This is a genomic window from Pantoea sp. ABR1s (genome assembly GCF_057812235.1).
On sequence record NZ_CM173823.1, the window covers coordinates 3775512 to 3795061 of the forward strand.

At 54.2% G+C, this 19550-nt stretch carries 19 protein-coding genes; 9 read left to right on the forward strand and 10 right to left on the reverse strand.

Annotation, left to right across the window (positions count from 1 at the left end; genetic code table 11):
• Positions 1-124: 124 nt before the first annotated feature.
• Entirely contained in the window at positions 125-829 is a 705-nt protein-coding gene (locus ACXKZD_RS17795; protein ID WP_033759543.1) for a hypothetical protein, read from the forward strand.
• Positions 826-1248, forward strand: a complete 423-nt coding sequence (locus tag ACXKZD_RS17800; RefSeq protein WP_050679826.1) for a hypothetical protein — start codon at positions 826-828, stop codon at positions 1246-1248. Before ACXKZD_RS17795 ends, ACXKZD_RS17800 begins: the two co-directional genes overlap by 4 nt.
• 102 nt (positions 1249-1350) lie before the next feature.
• Here ACXKZD_RS17800 and gltP read toward each other — a convergent pair whose 3' ends face one another.
• Positions 1351-2652 carry a glutamate/aspartate:proton symporter GltP gene (gltP, locus tag ACXKZD_RS17805; RefSeq protein WP_010252141.1) on the reverse strand — a complete coding sequence of 434 codons (1302 nt, stop codon included), beginning with the start codon at positions 2650-2652 and terminating at the stop codon, positions 1351-1353.
• 583 nt (positions 2653-3235) lie between these two features.
• Between gltP and acs the strand changes: the two genes are divergently transcribed.
• From acs to ACXKZD_RS17820, 3 genes are all read left to right on the forward strand, one after another.
• Entirely contained in the window at positions 3236-5191 is a 1956-nt protein-coding gene (gene acs / locus ACXKZD_RS17810) for an acetate--CoA ligase (protein ID WP_010252142.1), read from the forward strand.
• Positions 5192-5331: 140 nt separating this feature from the next.
• Positions 5332-5661 (forward strand): DUF485 domain-containing protein, encoded by a 330-nt coding sequence (locus ACXKZD_RS17815; protein WP_010252143.1) that lies wholly within the window; start codon positions 5332-5334, stop codon positions 5659-5661.
• Positions 5658-7313, forward strand: a complete 1656-nt coding sequence (locus ACXKZD_RS17820) for a cation acetate symporter (protein WP_033769450.1) — start codon at positions 5658-5660, stop codon at positions 7311-7313. Before ACXKZD_RS17815 ends, ACXKZD_RS17820 begins: the two co-directional genes overlap by 4 nt.
• A gap of 82 nt (positions 7314-7395) precedes the next feature.
• Here the strand turns inward: ACXKZD_RS17820 and ACXKZD_RS17825 are convergent, their stop codons facing one another.
• The 3 genes from ACXKZD_RS17825 to ACXKZD_RS17835 form a co-directional block, all read right to left on the reverse strand.
• On the reverse strand, positions 7396-7941 hold the full coding sequence (locus ACXKZD_RS17825; RefSeq protein ID WP_010252147.1) for a YfaZ family outer membrane protein: 546 nt from the start codon (positions 7939-7941) through the stop codon (positions 7396-7398).
• Between the two features lie 136 nt (positions 7942-8077).
• On the reverse strand, positions 8078-8773 hold the full coding sequence (locus ACXKZD_RS17830) for an LrgB family protein (RefSeq protein ID WP_010252149.1): 696 nt from the start codon (positions 8771-8773) through the stop codon (positions 8078-8080).
• On the reverse strand, positions 8766-9191 hold the full coding sequence (locus tag ACXKZD_RS17835) for a CidA/LrgA family protein (RefSeq protein WP_163799189.1): 426 nt from the start codon (positions 9189-9191) through the stop codon (positions 8766-8768). Before ACXKZD_RS17835 ends, ACXKZD_RS17830 begins: the two co-directional genes overlap by 8 nt.
• 103 nt (positions 9192-9294) lie before the next feature.
• Here ACXKZD_RS17835 and ACXKZD_RS17840 point away from each other — a divergent pair, with 103 nt between their 5' ends.
• On the forward strand, positions 9295-10197 hold the full coding sequence (locus ACXKZD_RS17840) for a LysR family transcriptional regulator (RefSeq protein ID WP_010252153.1): 903 nt from the start codon (positions 9295-9297) through the stop codon (positions 10195-10197).
• A gap of 44 nt (positions 10198-10241) precedes the next feature.
• On the opposite strand, the gene ACXKZD_RS17845 is transcribed toward ACXKZD_RS17840, so the two are convergent.
• From ACXKZD_RS17845 to soxR, 4 genes are all read right to left on the reverse strand, one after another.
• Positions 10242-11891, reverse strand: coding sequence for a Na+/H+ antiporter (locus ACXKZD_RS17845; RefSeq protein WP_010252155.1), 1650 nt, complete (start codon positions 11889-11891; stop codon positions 10242-10244).
• A 145-nt stretch (positions 11892-12036) separates the two neighbouring features.
• Complete coding sequence (locus ACXKZD_RS17850) at positions 12037-13386, reverse strand: NCS2 family permease (protein WP_022625223.1); 1350 nt, start codon at positions 13384-13386, stop codon at positions 12037-12039.
• Positions 13387-13743: 357 nt separating this feature from the next.
• Positions 13744-14409 carry a glutathione S-transferase family protein gene (locus tag ACXKZD_RS17855; protein WP_010252159.1) on the reverse strand — a complete coding sequence of 222 codons (666 nt, stop codon included), beginning with the start codon at positions 14407-14409 and terminating at the stop codon, positions 13744-13746.
• 39 nt (positions 14410-14448) lie between these two features.
• Positions 14449-14934 (reverse strand): redox-sensitive transcriptional activator SoxR, encoded by a 486-nt coding sequence (gene soxR, locus ACXKZD_RS17860; RefSeq protein ID WP_010252161.1) that lies wholly within the window; start codon positions 14932-14934, stop codon positions 14449-14451.
• 100 nt (positions 14935-15034) lie between these two features.
• Here soxR and soxS point away from each other — a divergent pair, with 100 nt between their 5' ends.
• The gene (gene soxS / locus ACXKZD_RS17865) at positions 15035-15460 is read left to right on the forward strand and encodes a superoxide response transcriptional regulator SoxS (protein ID WP_010252163.1); all 426 of its coding nucleotides are present in this window, start codon (positions 15035-15037) and stop codon (positions 15458-15460) included.
• A 254-nt stretch (positions 15461-15714) separates the two neighbouring features.
• On the forward strand, positions 15715-15996 hold the full coding sequence (locus ACXKZD_RS17870; protein ID WP_010252166.1) for a YjcB family protein: 282 nt from the start codon (positions 15715-15717) through the stop codon (positions 15994-15996).
• Between the two features lie 54 nt (positions 15997-16050).
• Here the strand turns inward: ACXKZD_RS17870 and ACXKZD_RS17875 are convergent, their stop codons facing one another.
• Both ACXKZD_RS17875 and ACXKZD_RS17880 read right to left on the reverse strand, forming a co-directional pair.
• Entirely contained in the window at positions 16051-17001 is a 951-nt protein-coding gene (locus ACXKZD_RS17875) for an ATP-grasp fold amidoligase family protein (protein WP_010252168.1), read from the reverse strand.
• An 8-nt stretch (positions 17002-17009) separates the two neighbouring features.
• A complete protein-coding gene (locus tag ACXKZD_RS17880; protein WP_010252170.1) occupies positions 17010-18266 on the reverse strand; it encodes an oligosaccharide flippase family protein in 1257 nt (418 codons plus the stop codon).
• Between the two features lie 525 nt (positions 18267-18791).
• On the opposite strand from ACXKZD_RS17880, the gene ACXKZD_RS17885 reads away from it, so the two are divergent.
• Positions 18792-19187, forward strand: a complete 396-nt coding sequence (locus ACXKZD_RS17885; RefSeq protein WP_003855733.1) for a transposase — start codon at positions 18792-18794, stop codon at positions 19185-19187.
• The last annotated feature ends 363 nt before the right edge of the window (positions 19188-19550 follow it).

Consider the following 19550-nt stretch of genomic DNA (forward strand, 5'->3'; position numbering starts at 1 on the left):
AAAACCAGAGGAGCAGATGACTTTAAGTGAACAGTCTGAGGCTACCTGAGTTGGTACTTCGCTGAGATGTTATGAGAAATAAGGACATAGTGACTTTACACAGGACGAAACAGGAATATTCAGGATGAGTAAACGAAACGACATTATTGATGGTAGAGATGCCAGCACAGCCAGATTCGGGATAGTTTACACGGAAGTGCTTGGCTGGGTGGATTTGGGACACGCCCAGGGGACAGACATTCGAGAGCTTTTTAGATCAATGACGCAGGGTGAATCATTGGGTAAAGAATTTTATGATGTCAGATATTCACAGGGCATGACATCACCCTTTCGATTACTCCGATCGGGTAAGGTGATGACCTGGCGAATCCGGCGTGGGCGACCTTACTGGGAGCAGAAAAGCATTGCCCTGGCGATGATGATGAATATGGCTCGCAAGTTTGAGGCATTTCAGGGTTCGTTTCCCAATAATCTGGTGACTGACAGCGGTTTTAGTGGTGAAGACTTGGTTTCAGATCTGTTGGGTTTTTACCGCGTGGTGTCGGTTCAAAACCCCTTCAAGATGCTCCGTCCGGTAAGTAAAGAAGAAGCCCTTAAACGCTGGGACTATTACGGTAAAACTGGCAACTGGAAAAATGAGACTTTTCAGCCTCTGCTATTTCCCGACCCAGAAAGATTCCCGCACTTACGTCCCCGTAAAGCTTTGTTACCGCAGTTCATGCGGACGGTGGTCCCCTATAATGATTTTCTTTCCGGGAACGTTATCCTACCGCAGCATGACGGGACGTTTGTCATATTTGGTACCAACAACGCCAGGATGGGATTATGAGGAAAGCTATCGTCATTCTAATTGGTACGGTTGTCATCGCTGCTCTTGCGATAGTGGCTGGCTGGCCATATGTGAGAATGGAGTTTGCCAGCAGCGCATATTATACCGAGCAAGATAAGCGGTCGTATGAATATTACACGCCTGAATTGTTGAAAAAAATACCCAGAATATCAGACGATTATAAATTTGAATTCGGGAGAATAACAGGCACCGAAGCTAACGTCTTTACCGTAAAATTTTATGGTGTTACTGAAACTCATAGTATCAGGAATTACTTAAAATCAGAGGGGTATGAGCTCCAGACATCTTGTGATGTTGAAGCCGAGTGCTGGGAAAGTCGAGCGACCACCGATAAAGTCACAGTCGGAAACATTCATTCTCAAAAAGGCGTGTTTGTGCAGATATATCGGCGTTTATAAGGCACAGGAGCTGTCGTTCATATCCTGGCTGGCCGGGTTACGCCCCTTAAAACAAAAAAAGGCCCAACTTTCGTTGAGCCCATTTTTACGTTAATGCCGTGTTCAGCTTGCGGTCTGTGTCCGCAGCTCCAGCTCATACTCTTTCGCCTTTTCGACGTCGAACTGGTTTTCCCAGCGGGCAATCACCAGCACCGCCAGCGCATTACCGACCACGTTCAGCGCGGTACGCGCCATATCCATGATGCGGTCAACACCGGCGATAAACGCCAGACCTTCCAGAGGAATGCCGACGCTGCCCAGCGTGGCCAGCAGCACCACGAAGGAGACACCTGGCACGCCAGCGATACCTTTCGAGGTCACCATCAGCGTTATTACCAGCACAATCTCGTCGGTCAGCGACAGGTCAATGCCATACAGCTGCGCAATAAAGATCGCCGCGATACTCTGATAAAGCGTTGAACCATCCAGATTAAACGAATAACCGGTCGGCACCACGAAGCTGGTGATCGCTTTCGGCGCCCCGTAGGCTTCCATCTTCTCCATGATGCGCGGCAGCACCGTTTCCGAGCTGGAAGTAGAGTAAGAGAGAATCAGCTCATCCTTCAGGATACGCATCAGCGTGGTAATCCGCAGCTTACAGAAGCGCGCCACTCCGCCCAGCACCACAAAGGCGAAGAACAGAATCGCCGCATAAACCAGCAGCACCAGCTTAGCCAGCGGCCAGAGCGAGGCAAAGCCGAAGTTAGCAATCGTCACCGCAATCAACGCAAACACACCCACCGGGGCATAGCGCATGATCATGTGCGTCACTTTAAACATCGCTTCAGAAATGCCACGGAACAGGTTCACCAGCGGATCGCGCTGTTCTGACGGCAGTGACGACAGGCCTAAACCAAACAGCACCGAGAAAAAGATAATCGGCAGCATGTCGCCCTTCGCCATTGAGGCGAAAATATTCTGCGGGATCAGCGACAGAATGGTGGTCACCAGGCTGTGCGGACCGCCCTGTACCTCTGCCGTTGTCGCTTCATATTTAGAGATGTCCACCGTTGCCAGCGTTGACATATCAATGCCGGTGCCGGGTTGAAATACGTTGGCCAGCGTAATACCGACCACAATGGCAATGGTGGTGATCACTTCAAAGTAGAGAATCGTTTTGACGCCGATGCGTCCCAGCTTCTTTGCATCACCCACGCCAGCGATGCCGACAATCAGGGATGAAATCACAATCGGTACCACAATCATCTTGATAAGATGAATAAAGATATCGCCTGCCGGGCTGAGAATGTTGGTGACTAACCATTCACGATTGTCTGGCTGATTATGCAACACAGCACCCACAACGATGCCAAGCACCAGGGCTGTCAGAATCTGCCAGGCCAGGCTGATTTTAAAACCTTTCATAACGTGTAATTTCCTCAGTCAAAACCCGTTTCTCTCTACTGCGAAGGTGCAGAAGACAATACACACAGGGAGTGAGCAAAAAGCCCGGTAAATTAGAGGGTGTCTTGAAACAGCGCCTCGTATGAAAATCTGATGATTCCCATACCCATTTTCAGACGCGGTCTGAGTTGATACCTGCAGAACAGGGGCGAGATAAGTACCATTTTCACTGTGGTAAATGCAACCCCTGGCGGATCCGATTAAAAGTTCACCATCTAAGCAGCATAAAGTGCTGCCGGAGATGAAAAACCCTAACCTGCTGTTATGAAAAGTATTACTTCGATGAATTTACGCATAGCTATGCAGAAACGATTAAAAACTGATCCGGCGCGTTTGCTCGCTTTTTATTCAGGATGAAAGCGTAAAAGCGATGCCTGACTTCTCCAGCGCCGCCAGAGCGTTAACCTGATAGATCAGAATGGCTTAACGCTTCTTGGGGGATGTGTATCACGTGATCTGTGGCGCAAAAAAGAAACAAAGCTTTGGCGCAGGCTTTAATTAACCATTGATTGACATATCATTAACATCTTCAAGGAGATCCGCCATGAGCCAAATACACAAACATCCCGTTCCAGAGAATATTGCAGCAAACACCCTGATTACTGCAGAACAGTATCAGGCGATGTATCAGCAATCTGTCGACGATCCAGACAGTTTCTGGGGCGAACAGGGCAAAATCCTTGACTGGATCAAGCCTTACAGCAAAGTGAAAAACTGCTCGTTTGCACCAGGTAACATTAACATTCGCTGGTACGAAGATGGCACGCTCAACCTGGCGGCAAACTGCCTTGACCGTCATTTAGCCACGCGCGGCGATCACCCGGCGATTATCTGGGAAGGCGACGACGCCAGCGAAAGCAAAACCCTGACTTTCCGCCAGCTGCATGCCGAAGTCTGTCGCTTCGCCAACGTGCTGGAACTGCTGGAAGTGAAAAAAGGCGACGTGGTGGCCATCTATATGCCGATGGTGCCGGAAGCCGCAGTAGCGATGCTGGCCTGTGCGCGTATCGGTGCCGTTCACTCGGTGATCTTTGGCGGTTTCTCACCGGAGGCGGTCGCGGGCCGCATCGTCGATTCCAGCGCCTCGCTGGTAATCACGGCCGATGAAGGGATCCGCGCCGGTCGCAGCATTCCGCTGAAGAAAAATGTCGATGACGCGCTAAAAAATCCTAATGTCACCAGCGTGAAAAATGTGGTGGTGTTCCAGCGCACCGGTAAAGATGTGGGCTGGGTTGAGGGCCGCGATCAGTGGTGGCACGACCTGATGCTGAACGCGAGCACCAACCACGCTGCCGCAGAAGTCGGCGCGGAAGATCCGCTGTTTATCCTTTATACCTCCGGTTCAACCGGCAAACCCAAAGGCGTGTTGCACTCCACCGGCGGGTATCTGGTCTATGCCGCGACCACCTTTAAGTTCGTCTTTGATTACCATCAGGATGATATCTACTGGTGCACCGCTGATGTTGGCTGGGTGACGGGCCACAGCTATCTGGTTTATGGCCCGCTGGCCTGTGGCGCCACCACACTGATGTTTGAAGGGGTGCCAAACTGGCCAACGCCGAGCCGTATGGCGGAAGTGGTCGATAAACATAAAGTCACGCTGCTCTACACCGCGCCCACTGCAATCCGTGCGCTGATGGCGGAAGGTGATAAGGCGATTGCCGGCACCGACCGCAGCAGCCTGCGCATTATGGGATCGGTCGGTGAGCCAATTAACCCGGAAGCCTGGGAGTGGTACTACAAGAAAATCGGCAACAGCCGCTGCCCGATTGTTGATACCTGGTGGCAGACCGAAACCGGCGGCTTCATGATCACGCCGCTGCCGGGTGCGACCGAACTGAAAGCGGGTTCCGCCACCCGACCGTTCTTTGGCGTGCAGCCCGCGCTGGTGGATAACGAAGGTCAGCCACAGGAAGGCGCCTGTGAAGGCAATCTGGTGATCACCGAGTCGTGGCCGGGTCAGGCACGTACCCTCTATGGCGATCACGACCGTTTCGAGCAGACTTACTTCTCTACCTTTAAAAATGTCTACTTCAGTGGTGATGGTGCCCGTCGTGATGAAGATGGCTACTACTGGATCACCGGACGCGTCGATGACGTACTCAATGTTTCCGGTCATCGACTCGGCACCGCCGAAATTGAATCGGCGCTGGTCTCGCACCCTAAAATTGCCGAAGCGGCGGTAGTGGGGATTCCGCACAGCATCAAAGGCCAGGCGATTTATGCCTATATCACGCTGAATCATGGCGAAGAGCCGTCGCCGGAGTTGTACACCGAAGTGCGCCAGTGGGTCCGTAAAGAGATTGGCCCGATAGCCACACCGGATGTACTGCACTGGACCGACTCACTGCCGAAAACCCGCTCCGGCAAAATCATGCGGCGTATTCTGCGCAAAATTGCCACCGGGGATACCAGTAATCTTGGTGATACTTCTACGCTCGCCGATCCTGGCGTAGTAGAAAAACTGCTTGAGGAGAAACAGTCGATCAAAATGCCTTAAGCGCACGCTGTCCGGCGGGAAGATCGCTTCCCGCCACACCCGCCCTACGCAGTCTGTTTCGGTAGTCACAAATATTATAACCAGCTGAATCCGCGCCCTGTCGCGAGGTTCTCGCCTGCAAGCCCTCTGGAGAAAATGTGATGAATGACGCCCTTTCGAATCAGGATGCCATCAATCAACAGATTGAGCGTAATCCCCTTTTTCATGAATTAGTCCGTAAGCGCCAGGCGTTCGCGACGCTGCTGTCGCTGATCATGCTGGTGCTCTATGTCGGCTTTATCCTGCTGATCGCGTTTGCACCCGGCTGGCTCGGTACCCCGCTGCATGCCGGCACCAACGTCACGCGCGGTATCCCGATTGGGGTCGGGCTGATTGTGATGTCGTTTGTGCTGACCGGCGTCTATGTCTGGCGTGCCAACGGTGAGTTTGACCGTTTAACGAAAGCGATCCTCAGCGAGGTGAAATCATGACTCGTCTCACCTTATGGCTGCTGGCCTTAATGCTGCCGTTTTCAGCGCTGGCTGCCGATGCGATAACCGGTGCCGTGCAGCGCCAGGCGACCAACTACCAGGCGATTATCATGTTTACGATTTTCGTCGGGGCCACGCTGGGAATTACTTACTGGGCCTCAAAGCGCACCCGATCACGTAATGACTACTACACCGCGGGCGGCAATATCACTGGCTTCCAGAATGGCCTGGCGATGGCGGGTGACTTCATGTCGGCCGCCTCGTTCCTGGGCATTTCGGCGCTGGTTTACACCTCCGGTTATGACGGGCTGATCTACTCGCTCGGCTTCCTGGTCGGCTGGCCGATGATTCTGTTTTTAATCGCTGAGCGACTGCGTAACCTGGGTCGCTACACGTTTGCCGATGTCGCCTCATATCGTCTGAAGCAGATGCCGATCCGCACCCTGTCAGCCTGCGGCTCGCTGGTGGTCGTGGCGCTCTACCTGATCGCGCAGATGGTCGGGGCCGGTAAACTGATCCAGCTGCTGTTTGGCCTTAACTACCATGTTGCGGTAGTCCTGGTCGGCATTCTGATGGTGATGTATGTGCTGTTTGGCGGCATGCTGGCCACCACCTGGGTGCAGATCATCAAAGCCGTGCTGCTGCTGTTTGGCGCCACCTTCATGGCGGTCATGGTAATGAAGGCGACCGGTTTCAGTTTTAATACGCTGTTCACCGAAGCGATGGCGGTCCATCCAAAAGGCATCGCGATTATGCAGCCTGGCGGACTGGTCAAAGATCCTATCTCGGCGCTGTCGCTGGGGCTGGGGCTGATGTTTGGTACGGCCGGATTGCCGCATATCCTGATGCGCTTCTTTACCGTAGCGGATGCTAAAGAGGCACGTAAAAGCGTCTTCTGGGCCACCGGCTTTATGGGTTACTTCTACTTCCTGACCTTTATTATCGGCTTCGGTGCCATCCTGCTGGTGGGCGCTAATCCGGCCTTTAAAGATGCCAGCGGCGCGCTGATTGGCGGCACCAATATGGCGGCAGTGCATCTGGCGAACGCCGTGGGCGGCAGCACCTTCCTGGGCTTTATCTCTGCGGTTGCCTTCGCCACGATTCTGGCCGTTGTCGCAGGCTTAACCCTGGCAGGTGCGTCGGCGGTGTCTCACGACCTCTACGCCAGCGTGTATCGTAAAGGTCAGGCGAGCGAGAGAGATGAGCTGCGGGTTTCAAAAATTACCGTGCTGGCGCTGGGCGTGGTGGCGATTGCGCTGGGTATTCTGTTTGAGAAACAGAACATCGCCTTTATGGTCGGGCTGGCCTTCTCGATTGCGGCCAGCTGTAACTTCCCGATCATCCTGCTGTCGATGTACTGGTCAAAACTCACGACGCGCGGCGCGATGGTGGGCGGCTGGCTCGGTCTGCTGACCGCCGTTATCCTGATGATCCTCGGCCCGACGGTGTGGGTACAGGTGCTGGGCAACGCGAAGGCGATTTTCCCCTATGAGTATCCGGCGCTGTTCTCCATGGCGGTGGCTTTTGTGGGCATCTGGCTCTTCTCGATTACCGACCATTCGCAGCAGGGCGCAGAAGAACGTTCACGCTTCCGTGCACAGTTTATCCGCTCGCAGACTGGCACCGGCATCGAACAGGGCAAAGCGCACTGATCGTGGCTTTTCGTTCATAACGAGCAGGCAATAAAAAAGGGCGGCTACCGAAGTAGTCGCCCTCTTCTTTTGCGCAGCAGAATCAGAAGCGCAGCGATGCACCCACGTACGGGCCATCGACCAGCACGTTATCTTTGCGTCCATCTTTGTTGTTCAGTTCGATGTACTGATAACCTACACGCAGGTTAAGCAGTGAAACCGGCGTGAAGCTCAGGCCGCCACCGGCTTCCTGATAGCTGTCGAGCTGATCGGTGAAAGACTCTGGCGCGTAATAATATTCGCCATACAGGCCCCACATGCTGTTGAAGCTGTAGTGTGCTGCACCACCCAGCGCCACCGCAAATCCATCTTTTCCATCTTCAGGATGGGTGAAGATCGCTTTTGCGGTCGGCGCCAGACGCAGCGGCCCGAAATCAACGTTGTAACCCAGACCGGCACCGTAGGTGCTGCCGTCATGGTCGCTACGCAGCCAGTTACCTTTCAGAAACAGACCGGGTGTTGTGGTGCCCAGACCCACATTCAGGTTGGTGTTGTGTTCGCTGACATCAACACTGCCTTCAATCGCCTGAGCGGCACCGCTCATTAAAACCAGCCCGAGGGCGCTCCCGGCAACAAGTTGCTTAAACATGATTCCACTCCGTGAAAGGACAATTAATTCGGCCGCAAGGTTAACAGCCTGAAATGGGGAGACAACAAAATCTGGAAAACTTTACGTAAAAATACGTGTTTCAGCGCAGACCAGCGTCTGTGCGACGGAGTGTAGCCTATATTGTCCACATCAGGTGCCCAATCAGCGGGGCCAGCACCACGGTCACCACGCCAGAGAGCATCATCACCAGGCTGGCGACCACGCCCTCCTGCTCGCCAATCTGATAGGCGCGTGCCGTGCCGGCGCCGTGGGACGCCGCACCGAATCCCGCGCCTTTCGCCACGCCCTGCTTAATGGCGAGCCGCAGAAACAGCACGTCGCCGATTGCCATGCCAAACACGCCTGTAATTACCACGAACAGCGCCACCAGATCGGGCTGCCCGCCAATCGGACCCGCCGCAGCCAGCGCAAACGGCGTGGTGATAGAGCGCACGGCCAGGCTGCGCTGAATCGACTCTGGCAGGGTTAACAGTCGCGCCAGCCAGACGGAACTGCAGACGGCGACCAGCGTCGCGGTCACTACGCCCGCGCTCAGCGACAGCCAGTGGCGCTTAATAATCTCCACGTTCTCATAGACCGGCACCGCAAACGCCAGCGTCGCTGGCCCCAGCAGCCAGAGCAGCCAGTGGTTTTCGGCGATGTAATCCTGCCAGCTGATATGCGTCAGCAGCAGCAATGCCACCAGCACCAGCGGCGTCATCACCAGTGGCATCAGCAGCAGCGTCCGCCAGCGACGATAGAGCCGTTTATTCAGTGCATAAACCAGCAGCGTAACGGCTACACACAGCAGGCTGAGCAGAAAATCACGCATGCGGATCCTGCTTACGCGCGGCGCGCGCGACTTCATACTGATAAAGCCGGTCCACCACCCAGGCAGTCGAGGCCAGCACCAGCAGCGTACTGACGCCGATCACCACACAGATGCGCCAGCCATCAACCCGCAGCAGATCGCCATAGTTCACCACCGCTACCACCGCCGGAATAAAGAACAGCAGCATCTCGGCCAGCAGCCAGCGTGACCCGGCTTTCACCCAGTTCAGCGGCACAATCCGCGTCACGATTAACGCCAGCAGCATCAGCATCCCGACGATATTGGCGGGCAGCGGCAGATGCAGCCAGCTCACCAGCCGGTCGCAGGCGATAAACAGGCCGATATAGAACCCCAGCTGGAGCGGCAGGCTGAGCCATTGCACTGCGCGGTTGCTGCGTAAAGTGAGCGCTAACGCCATCACCTTGTCTCCCCGATTAAATTGATGTCACCAGTATAAATCGCCAACAAAAGGTGAAAAAAATGAATTAAAATTATCGAAATCATGCCTGAAAGGAATAGTTATGGATGTCCGCGCCCTGCGTTACTTTACTGAAGTCGTACGCCAGCAAAGCTTTACCCGTGCGGCGCAGAAGCTGTTTGTGACACAACCGACCATCAGCAAAATGCTGCGCCAGCTGGAGGAGGAGCTGGGCTGCACGCTGATCCTGCGCGATGGTCGTCGTCTGCACCTCACCGACAGCGGCCAGGCGGTCTATCAACGCGGCCTGGCGATCCTGCAGGAGTTTCATCAGCTGGAAGCGGAGATTGGTGACATCAACCAGCTCAAAACCGGTGAGCTGCGACTGGGTATTCCGCCGATGGTCGGTATGCAGATCGCCGGTTCGATTTCCGCGTTTCGCCGCCGCTATCCCGGTGTGAAGCTGAAAATCTCTGAGTTCGGCGGTCTGACCGTCCAGCAGGCGGTGCTGGCGGGCAGTCTGGATATCGCCCTGACCGCGCTACCGGTCGATGCCGAGCTGCCGCTGAACACCCTGCCCCTGATGCATCATCCGCTCTGCGTACTGCTGCCGCGTCGCCCGGAGTGGCTCAGCCGCCAGCAGATTGGACTGGCAGAACTGGCAGAGCATCCACTGCTGATTTTTAATGAGGAGTTCTCGCTGAATCGTCAGCTGATGCAGGCGTTTCAGCGGCTCAACCTGACGCCAACGGTGGCGGTTCGCAGCGGACAGTGGGATTTTCTGGCGGCGATGGTGCAGGCGGAGATGGGGCTGGCGATTCTGCCGGAGCCGATCTGTCAGCGGCTGGATAAGCAGTCGCTGCTGTGGCTGCCGCTGGAATCGGAGCTGAAGTGGAGTCTGGGATTGATCTGGCGGGAAGGGAGTTATCTGTCGCGCAGTGCGCAGGCGTGGATAGCCTGTTGTCGCGAGCATTGGCCGGATGAGCCGCCGCGCCTGTCGGTGTGAAAGGCTGGCACGCCGCATTAACGCGCAGGCGTGCCAGTAAGGACTTACTCCTCTTTTTCGATCAGCAGCGCTTCCAGCAGATCCAGGTCGTGCAGTAACTTCTGCATCGTCTCATTGGAGATTTGCTGGGTGGCGCGCAGATGATAGACCTCAGCACGTTCGGCACGCAGTCCGGTCAGGCGGAAGCGACGCTCCAGGTTCTCGGCGAACAGCGCGTGTTCAAGGTCATTCTTCCCTTCAGCGCGACGACGTAAGTTGCCAATCACCCGCAGACTCACCTCTTTAAGCAGCTCCGGATCGATGTTCTCTTCCGACTCATTCTCCAGCCGCTCTTCCATCTTGTGCAGGCTTTCAATGGCTGCGCCTGCCATTACCGCACGCGCATTCTGCAACTCGCGACGGTGTGCGCCTTTATCAATAGTATCAATGCCGCGCAGCAGAATCGGCAGAATCACTACCCCTACCAACAGCGAGAAGAGAATCACGCCGGTGGCGATAAAGACCAGTTCATAACGCGCCGGGAAAGGCTCGCCGTTGGTCAGGAACAGCGGAATCGACAGGACACCGGCCAGGGTAATCGCGCCGCGCACACCCGCAAAGGAGGCGATCAGCAGTTCACGCAACGAGTAGTTGGAGAACTCCAGCGGCTTCTTCTTCAGCAGGCGTTTGCTGAAGCGCTGCATAATCCACAGCCAGCCAAAACGCACGATCATCAGCGCGGCATAGACCAGCCCGATATCGGCAAACAGCATCCAGAGCTCGACGTTCGGATCGGCCTGCGCCTGATCGACAGAGGTCTGCAGAATATCCGGCAACTGCAGGCCCAGCATCAGGAAGACCATGCCGTTAAAGACGAACTCCAGCATCTGCCAGACGCTGTTGGCACGCAGGCGCATCGCCAGCGGTGCCTGACGAATAATACCGGAACGGGTGATGGTCATACCGGCAGCCACGGCCGCCAGGATGCCTGAGACACCCAGATGTTCAGCAATCAGGTAAGAAGCGAACGGCAGCAGCAGCAGCAGCACGGTCTGGGTAGCCGGATCGTCACCGCTCCAGCGGCTGAGCAGGCGCAGTGACTTACCGTAGAGCCAGCAGATCGCGACACCCGCAATCAGACCACCCACCGCCACTTTCAGGAACTCAACGCTGGCACCGCCCCAGGTAAACACCATGGTACCCATGGCGACTGCCACAGCAAATTTCAGCGATACCAGGCCCGAAGCGTCATTCATCAGGGCTTCGCCCTGCACGATCGACATAATCTTCTTGGGAATACGGCCTTCACCGACAATGCCTGAGAGCGCCACGGCATCGGTCGGTGACAGCACCGCCGCCAGCGCAAAGGCAGGGATCAGCGGGATACCTGGTACCAGCCAGTAGATCAGATAGCCGATGCCGATCACGGTAATCAGGACCAGCGCCAGTGCTAAGCCAATTATCTCGCGACCATGATGCAGGAACTCACTGATCGGCGTCTTCCAGCCATCCGCGAACAGCAGCGGCGGAATGAAGAGCACCAGAAACAGCTCCGGGTCAAAGTCGACATGCAGACCAAAAGTTGGCCAGGCCAGCATCGCACCAACAGCGATCTGGACCAGCGGCAACGGGATCTGAAAAGGGAGGATACGAGCCGCGACGCCAGAGAGCGACACGACCAGCGTCATGATGAGAATTGTAAAAAAGATTTCCATGCTTTCCTTAGGCGTCGTTTCTTTCAATCATTGGTTAAGCGCTAAAGTGTAAAACAAACTGCGGTGAAGATTGTCAGCTACGCGTGCGCCGGGCGGGAAAATAGTGAAAAATTCCGGACGTGCAGCCGCACGCCCGGTTGTACAGTCAGATCGCCCAGCCACCGGCGTAAAACGCCACCAGCGCGATAGCAATAATGACGGTGCCGACGTTGAGCTTGCGCCATTCCCCCGCGAAGAGACGCCCCACGACCAGGCTGGCGAAGCCGATCATAATACCGGTTACGATGTTACAGGTGAGCACGATAATCACCGCCGTTAACAGGCCCGACATCGCATCGACAAAATCATTGAAGTCGACTTTCGCCACGTTGCTCAGCATCAGCAGACCCACATACATCAGCGCGGGGGCGGTGGCGTAAGCCGGCACCAGATACGCCAGCGGTGACATAAACAGAATGGCAAGGAACAGCAGGCCGACCACAATCGCGGTAAGACCGGTTTTACCCCCCGCCGCCGTTCCTGCCGCCGATTCGATATAAACCGCAGCCGGTGACGCGCCCACCAGACCCGCGAACAGGCTGCTGACGGAGTCGCTAGTCAGCGCACGACCACCATTGATAATCTGGCCCTGTTTATCCAGCAGATTTGCCTGACCCGCGACCGCGCGAATGGTGCCGGTCGCGTCAAAGACCGCCGTCATCACCAGTGCCAGCACGCTTGGCAGCACGACCGGCTGCATCGCGCCCATAATGTCGAGGCTGAACAGCAGCGACTCACCGCTGGCATCACGCAGGCTCGGCAGCGCAAACAATCCTTTGTAGCTCACCGCCGGATCGAAGATCAGCCCCAGCAGCGAAATGGCGATAATTGTCATGAGAATACCGCCGGGCATCCGGCGCTTCTCCAGTCCAATAATTGCTGCCAGTCCCAGCAGCGTCATCATTACCGGAAAAGTGGTGAAGTGGCCCAGCGCCACCGGCAGGCCCGGTGCCGGGTTTTTCACTACCAGGCCTACACCGTCAGCCGCAATCAGCAGCAAAAACAGGCCAATTCCGACGCCAGTGCCGTGCGCCACGCCCATCGGCAGATTACGCAGGATCCAGGCACGAATGCCGGTCACTGAGATCAGGGTAAACAGCAGGCCCATCAGGAACACCGCGCCCAGCGCAACCGGCACGCTGATGTGCTGGCCCAGCACGAGGCTGAAAGCGGTAAAGGCGGTTAAGGAGATTGCACAGCCAATCGCCATCGGCAGATTGGCCCACAGTCCCATGATGATGGAACCAAAGCTGGCAACCAGGCAGGTGGCGACAAACACGGCAGTGGGGGGAAAACCGGCCTTGCCCAGCATCCCCGGCACCACGATGACGGAGTAGACCATCGCCAGGAAGGTGGTAAGTCCGGCCAGAATTTCCTGGCGCACGCTGCTGCCGCGCGCCGAGATCGAGAACCAGGCGTCCAGTTTTCCACTGGCCGGGCGTGATTCAGTTGACATAGTTGAGCCTCAAAAATTTTTGTTGTGTGGATCGCTCTGCGACCATCGCTGTCCCTGGAATAAGCGGGTAGACGGCGTCACTGTCGGGTTTACCCGGCAGGCAAACGTTTACCTTGCCGCAGATAGTTGGCCGCCAGAAGCGGCCAGATAAAAAGGCATGCGATTATCCGGCGTTTAGCGGCACATTTTCAACTGTCAGAGGGAGATTCTTCAGCATAAAGATCAGGCTTAAGTCGCCAGCAGCCACGTGGCCCAGGCCGACGTCAAACGCTGACGCCCTGAAGTTAACGCGATTTTCAGGGGGATGCGCACTGGCGCAGCCGTGATGAGACACGACCCGCCAGTGGAAGAGGGGAATTAACCTGGCAGCGAAAGCTCGCCGCCCTGATCGATCGCGCGCTGCCAGGCGGCACGCTGTTGCACAGTCTGCAGCCATTTCTGGCTGGCGGGCATCTGCTCCAGTCCGGCACGTCGCGCAAGCGCCAGCAGCGGAAAGCTCATCTGGATATCAGCGATACTGAAGCGCTGACCGGCGAACCAGGGATTTGCAGCCAGATGCTGTTCGATCATCTGCATGTGTGGCTTAAGCTGTTTATCCAGAAACGCCTTCTGCACGCCTTTACCGAATGCCGCCCCGACCGGGCGCAGCAGCCACGGCACCGGTGCTTTACCCATCTGACCGAAGATCAGCTTCATCACCAGCAGCGGCATCAGCGAGCCTTCGGCATAGTGCAGCCAGTAGCGGCACTGCAGCCGCGACGCCTCATCACTCACTTTGAGCCGGAACTCGTGATCATATTTCTCTTCAAGATATTCGAGAATGGCACCTGACTCTGCCACTACCTGGTTCCCGTCGGTAATCACCGGTGATTTTCCCAGCGGATGCACTTTTTTCAGCGCCTCCGGGGCCAGCATGGTCGGTTCGCGTTGATAGCGTTTAATCTGGTACGGCACTTCCAGCTCTTCCAGCAGCCACAGCACCCGATGCGAGCGCGATTTCTCAAGATGGTGAACGGTGATCATCATGATTCCCTGTGTTTTGACCTTCACCAAGTATAGACGTCACTCCACATCCGGATGTTTATCATCCTGTTCCGGGTCAAGCAGCACCGCACCCGAGCCCTGCTGACCCAGCCGGTCGCCGGGATTGCGCAGCGGGCAGTCGCGCATCGACAAACAGCCGCAGCCGATACAGCCATCCAGGTCATTACGCAGGCGGGTCAGGGTTTCAATGCGCTTATCCAGCTCTTCGCGCCAGTGCTGCGTCAGCGCATCCCACTCCGGTGTCGACATGCGCTTGTCAGGCGGAATGTGATCCAGGCTGTCACTGACCGTTGCCAGCGGAATGCCGATACGCTGTGCAATCTTGATAATTGCGACGCGTCGCAGCACGTCACGGCTGTATCGCCGCTGATTGCCGCTGTTGCGGGTGCTGAAAATAAGTCCTTTTGTCTCATAAAAGTGCAGCGCCGAAACCGCCACACCGCTGCGGCGCGCCACTTCACCCGGCGTTAAGACCGGTTTCGGATAGTTGCGTTCTTTTTTCATCAGGCTCTTTACCTCAAGTTAACTTGAGGAATTATACTCGCTCTCCATCAAAACCACTAAACTCCCATTACCGCTTATTAAGCACCAGAAGGATGAGACCATGATGCAAGAAGAGATCATTCATTCCCTGACGCACTGGATTGACCAGAACCTGGATAAGAGCCTGTCGATCGATGAGGTTGCCGCAAAATCGGGCTATTCGAAATGGCATCTGCAGCGTATGTTCCGTTCGGTAACGAAACAGACGCTGGGTGGCTATATTCGCGAGCGCCGTCTGACGCTGGCAGCGGAAGCGCTGTCACAGACACAGCGGCCGGTTTTTGATATTGCGATGCAGTATGGCTATGACTCGCAGCAGACCTTCTCCCGCGTGTTTCGTCGTCAGTTTTCACAGACGCCTACCGCTTACCGCCATACCATGCGCCGCCAGGCGATTCAGCGCCCTCGCCTGCTGAGTTTTGGCTGCAATGACGGTATCAGTAGCTTCACCCAGCGCACGACCGGCGAGTGCTGTCCGGTTCGTTGACCCCTCAGATGCGCCCGCCCGGGCGCATCTGACTGATTTCCCCGCCGTTCTTCTTCTACTGCTCACTATTCCCTCACGCCGCTACCATACCAGAGTCAAATTTTGTTCAAAATTTAAAATCGGGTGATATAATGTGACCCAAGTCACACTTTGAACCTGGGTTGACGGCGAAAAAGCACCCCCTGACACACTTTTCCGCCGCCGGTGATGTCCGCAGATTGTCAGGAATACTTACTGATATTGAGGTCCGGCCGATGGCTACGTTAACCGCCAGCTTACTTGTTATGCGTTGGGAATTGCTGAGCGCAATCATGATGTTTTTTGCCAGCACCCTGAAAACCAAACTTCGTCAGGATAGCCGTCACGTGATGGCATTTATGTGTGGCGGGATTGGTTTAGGCATGACCTGCTGGTTTGTTACCGGTCTGATGGGCATTACCCTGAGTATGGATAACGTGCATAACTTTCTGGAAATCTCAAAGCATGCCTTTATCGATGTGATGAGCCAGGCGCCTGCTGACTGGCCGATGCCCTGATTTTTGCGCATAAAAAACCCCGCTAAGCGGGGTTTTTTATATTGCTGTGTGTGCTTAAATTTTCTTCAACATGGCAGGAATATTAACATCCTGCACTGTAACGCCCGGGCTCTGCGTTCCGCGGCGGTCCTGAATCCACATATCTCCCATCATCTGATTTAAACCACGATCTAATCCGGTGACCAGTCCTGCACCTGGGGTGAAGGTCAGTTCGCCAAAGTAGATGCGCTCGTCATGGATATACCAGTCCACACGCACGTAGTCGAAATCACTGGCCAGCTTCTTGCTCAGTTCGAGCGCATGTTCCAGTGACGGCATAATCGGTGAGACATCCAGACCGGTATCGCGAATCTTGTGATAGGCCTCATTGAGGTTATTCACGTAGAAATTCATCGACAGCAGCGGCTGGCAGCGGTTGTAGATCACCTGCAGCACATATTCGAACTTGCCATCACGCTTGTTGAACATATGAAACTTGTAATCAATCGGCGCGCTTTTGCCATCACCAATGTACTTCTCAACCAGGATACGTGGCTTGATGTAGCGATAGTGAATCTCACGCGCTTCGTTGGCGAAGTCGGTCTTCAGCCAGCGATAGCAGTCATGAATGATCTGCTGCTTGCGCAGTGCGTCCGGCTCCTCCAGCAAAATCTCTACCATGTTGGAGGCGTGGTTCGGCTTGATCACCGTCCCCTTCCAGCAGGGTAAGCTGTTCAGCGTGGTCGGGTCAGTGGTTTCGTGTACCAGCGGGATCAGGTATTCATTACCGATTTTTTCAGCAATGAATTCGCGCACCGAGTACTTATCTGACAGACGACCATAGCTCTGGTAATCGCCGAAGATAAACTTACGGTACAACACCTTCTCGTTGAACACTTTTGGCTGACGCAGATTGGGCAGCTTTCTGAACTTATGGAAGTAGTAGATGCGGTCCTGATAAGCCCAGGGCATCTTCTTAATAAAATACTGCACACTTCTTCTGAGTTCTTCTTTCAACTTGAGCATATCTGACCTCATTTGTATGTTTTGTAGTTGAGTGAGGAAACCTGAATCTTTTGAATGACGCCGTTTTTAAAGAAGTAATTCATTACGGTCAGGGACAAAAGTTCTGAAAGGAAAACGCTCCACGCGGCCCCCATGATGCCGTGACCCTGGATCAACCACCAGGAGAGCGGCAAACTGATGACCATCAGGCAGATGATTTTCCTCAGCAAGTAGTTAAATCCTCCCTCTTTGACCATGTAGCGATACGCTACGGTCCCCATTGCCGAAAAGCTGGTCGCTATCGACAGCAACGTAATGAGACTTCCTGACTGTGTGAATTCCGGGCCGTACAACGCAATGATGATCCGCTCGCCATAAAGCGAAATGATCAGCAGCATCAGCAATGAAACCGCCATAACATAGCCATTGAGCCGCGCAGCCAGCTTAATGGCGACCTCGCCGCGCTCCCTGAAGATTTCAGTGAAGCAGGAGGTAATGAGCGCCACCGGGATAAAAATCCATGAGGCGGAAATGGTATTCGCCGCCGCAAACAGCCCGAGGTCGCGCGCGGGTGCCGTGCCTGCCAGGAACATCTGCGCCGCTTTTACCTGCACAGAGATAAAGATGCTGGAGATCGCCAGCGGCAGACCGGCATACATCAGATAACGCAGATAGGCCGTGCGCTTTTCGCGTGGTGGCATCTGATCCTGATGGTCCTGATAGAAGTTGTGACGCTTAATCAGGTAAGGCACCAGAGTCACTGCGACAATCGACAGCGTCAGCCAGAGCGGATTAAGACGCAGCCAGGCGACGGTGAAGCTGATGCCGAAACTCAGCAGCATGCCCACGGCGTTGGCGATGGTGTTAAGACGCGAGGCAAGACGCGCGTTGTTATAAACGCTGAAGGTGTCCTGGGTGACAAAAACCGAGGCAACAAATGAGGCCAGTGCAAACGCCAGGAAATTTTCCTGCATGTTGTACCAGACCCAGATTAAGACTGGCACCGAAGTGACCAGCAACAGCACCATTCTCATCGTGCGGGCGATGGTCATCAGGCGCAGGCCTTTTGACGCATTTTTGCTGACGCGTTTAAACAGAATGGTTTCGGTGCCAAAGATTGCAACGGTTTGCACCATCGCAAATAGTGAAGTAGAAAACGCCATCTGGCCAAACACCGTTGGGCCAAAGGATTTCGCCACGTAAGACGTCACAAAAATGACGCCAAAAACGGAGATGATCTTCTCAGACATCATCCAGGCGGCATTAGACATTACGCTCAATTTCATCGACTCTTCCTTAGTATTACTCAACTACAACCGCTTCGGTACAACATCCCTGTAACGAATTAATAAGCGCTCAGTGGGCCTGGCGAAAATGTAAGACTTCAGACCAAGCTGGTCCGAAAATTGAGATGTAAATCATGATCCGGAGTGTTAATTCAGGATAATTCTTATTATAAATGGCGCGAATCACTTCAGATGGAAACGATTTCAGGCTGAAAATAAAACAACCTTTAAGAGCCCTTCCCGCCATATTAATCAAGTCGGTCAGGCTAAATATCCAATGTACGTAGAATTTTTTCGTATTTTGGATGCGATGAATTTATAACAAAAACCCCCCTCCAGGAAGGCACGCCCACCGGATAAGAATAAAATAAGATTTATCCCATGATGATATTTATTCTAAATATCTTAATTTAGGCTTCGCAATTCAATTCGCGCACTTTAATACTGCCTTAATAGAATCTTACAGTGCCAGAAATTATTAAAGTCATTCTCATCCATTAATCGATAAGAAAGGTAAGAGCATTTATGAGAAAGTCACGATACAGCGAAGATCAAATCACAAATGCCATTAAAGCTTCTGAATCGGGCGTGAAAGTCAGAGAGATTTGTGAAGAGTTAGGCATCTCTGAAGCCACGTTCTACAGCTGGAAGAAGAAGTTTTCTGGGTTGTCTTCGGAAGAAGGCAGAAAAATCAAAGAGCTGGAAGAAAAACTGCAGAACATCACGCGTGAACTGCAGACGCTCAACTCGGACAAAGAGATGCTGCAGAGCGTTCTGAAGCACTTCTTTACCACTAATGAAAAACGTCAGGCTGTGGATTTCCTGCAGGCCACCTTTGACATCGGCACCCGTCGCAGCTGCCGCTTATTAGATATCAGTCGCAGCGTATACCATTATCCGTCAGGCACGGAGAACCGCTAAACCCCAATGCTACCGCGCTTTTTAGACTTAACGCTGAGATTTGTTCTTACCAGAAGAGATGAAGATCATTTAACAGGACAATTGCGGCACCCTTTTCCGCTCCATTTATAACTAATGAATGGCTTCACGGCTAAGCTTCTTTTTTTGCGGTAAAATTGATTCACAACAGCAAACGTCTCGCATTCTACGGCTATTCTTCCCTTCCCAATCTCGTTTACGCGGGATTGGGCCCTCCCTTTCTTACGTAAGCCCAGCTAATCGTCGGAACTAAATCGTCTCAATATCATTAAGCCAATTTAAACATCGCGCAAAAAGCAATCACCGTATATTTGAGTTAATGCTGGACCTGACTCAAATTTTTGC

Excerpts from the sequence above, each read along its gene's own strand:
- soxS (WP_010252163.1), top strand. The coding sequence starts at position 15,035 with ATGATGCAAGAAGAGATCATTCATTCCCTGACGCACTGGATTGACCAG.
- ACXKZD_RS17855 (WP_010252159.1), bottom strand. The coding sequence starts at position 14,409 with ATGATCACCGTTCACCATCTTGAGAAATCGCGCTCGCATCGGGTGCTG.
- acs (WP_010252142.1), top strand. The coding sequence starts at position 3,236 with ATGAGCCAAATACACAAACATCCCGTTCCAGAGAATATTGCAGCAAAC.
- ACXKZD_RS17795 (WP_033759543.1), top strand. The coding sequence starts at position 125 with ATGAGTAAACGAAACGACATTATTGATGGTAGAGATGCCAGCACAGCC.
- ACXKZD_RS17815 (WP_010252143.1), top strand. The coding sequence starts at position 5,332 with ATGAATGACGCCCTTTCGAATCAGGATGCCATCAATCAACAGATTGAG.
- ACXKZD_RS17845 (WP_010252155.1), bottom strand. The coding sequence starts at position 11,891 with ATGGAAATCTTTTTTACAATTCTCATCATGACGCTGGTCGTGTCGCTC.
- ACXKZD_RS17840 (WP_010252153.1), top strand. The coding sequence starts at position 9,295 with ATGGATGTCCGCGCCCTGCGTTACTTTACTGAAGTCGTACGCCAGCAA.
- ACXKZD_RS17825 (WP_010252147.1), bottom strand. The coding sequence starts at position 7,941 with ATGTTTAAGCAACTTGTTGCCGGGAGCGCCCTCGGGCTGGTTTTAATG.
- ACXKZD_RS17875 (WP_010252168.1), bottom strand. The coding sequence starts at position 17,001 with ATGCTCAAGTTGAAAGAAGAACTCAGAAGAAGTGTGCAGTATTTTATT.
- ACXKZD_RS17885 (WP_003855733.1), top strand. The coding sequence starts at position 18,792 with ATGAGAAAGTCACGATACAGCGAAGATCAAATCACAAATGCCATTAAA.
- gltP (WP_010252141.1), bottom strand. The coding sequence starts at position 2,652 with ATGAAAGGTTTTAAAATCAGCCTGGCCTGGCAGATTCTGACAGCCCTG.
- ACXKZD_RS17820 (WP_033769450.1), top strand. The coding sequence starts at position 5,658 with ATGACTCGTCTCACCTTATGGCTGCTGGCCTTAATGCTGCCGTTTTCA.
- ACXKZD_RS17880 (WP_010252170.1), bottom strand. The coding sequence starts at position 18,266 with ATGAAATTGAGCGTAATGTCTAATGCCGCCTGGATGATGTCTGAGAAG.
- ACXKZD_RS17870 (WP_010252166.1), top strand. The coding sequence starts at position 15,715 with ATGGCTACGTTAACCGCCAGCTTACTTGTTATGCGTTGGGAATTGCTG.
- ACXKZD_RS17830 (WP_010252149.1), bottom strand. The coding sequence starts at position 8,773 with ATGCGTGATTTTCTGCTCAGCCTGCTGTGTGTAGCCGTTACGCTGCTG.
- ACXKZD_RS17850 (WP_022625223.1), bottom strand. The coding sequence starts at position 13,386 with ATGTCAACTGAATCACGCCCGGCCAGTGGAAAACTGGACGCCTGGTTC.
- soxR (WP_010252161.1), bottom strand. The coding sequence starts at position 14,934 with ATGAAAAAAGAACGCAACTATCCGAAACCGGTCTTAACGCCGGGTGAA.
- ACXKZD_RS17835 (WP_163799189.1), bottom strand. The coding sequence starts at position 9,191 with ATGGCGTTAGCGCTCACTTTACGCAGCAACCGCGCAGTGCAATGGCTC.
- ACXKZD_RS17800 (WP_050679826.1), top strand. The coding sequence starts at position 826 with ATGAGGAAAGCTATCGTCATTCTAATTGGTACGGTTGTCATCGCTGCT.